The 654-nt window shown below is 74.9% G+C and carries 1 protein-coding gene; it reads left to right on the top strand.

Translation table 11 applies throughout. From position 1 onward, the window contains the following. Positions 1–654: hydantoinase/oxoprolinase family protein (locus D3D02_RS18325; protein WP_304999799.1), on the top strand; the 654-nt coding region annotated here is incomplete at both ends.

A 654-nucleotide genomic window follows, 5' to 3' on the forward strand; every position in this document is an offset into this window, starting at 1 on the left:
TGGCGGGTCCATCGCGTGGGTCGACTCGGGCAACGCGCTCCGGGTCGGGCCGCGCTCGTCGGGGGCGAACCCCGGTCCGGCCTGCTACGGCCGCGGCGGGACCGAACCGACCGTGACCGACGCGAACGTCGTCCTCGGCTACATCGGCGGCAGTTCCGCCCTCGGCGGCGAACTCTCGCTCGACGTGGACGCCGCCCGCGACGCGCTCTCCGGCCTCGCCGCCGACGCCGGACTGGACGACGCGCTCGCGGCCGCCCGCGGCGTCTACCGCGTCGCCAACGCCAACATGACGCGGGCGATTCGCGCCGTGACGGTCGAGCGCGGCCGCGACCCGCGGCAGTTCGGCCTCGTCGCCTTCGGCGGTGCCGGCCCGATGCACGCCGCCGCCCTCGCCGAGAGCCTCGACATCGAGACCGTGGTGGTCCCGCGGGCCTGCGGCGTCCTCTCGGCGTACGGCCTGCTCGCGGCCGACCAGAAACACGACTCGGTGCGGACGCTCCGCCGACCGCTTTCCGGCCTCGACGCAGAAGCGGTCGAATCCGCCTACGCCGACCTCGAAGCCGACACGCTCGACGACGTGACCGACCCCGACGACGCGGCGGTCCGGCGCGCCGCCGACCTCCGGTACGTCGGTCAGAGCTTCGAACTGACCGT

The sequence above is a fragment of the Halobellus sp. Atlit-38R genome, from assembly GCF_003665925.1.
GTDB lineage: Archaea > Halobacteriota > Halobacteria > Halobacteriales > Haloferacaceae > Haloquadratum > Haloquadratum inordinatus.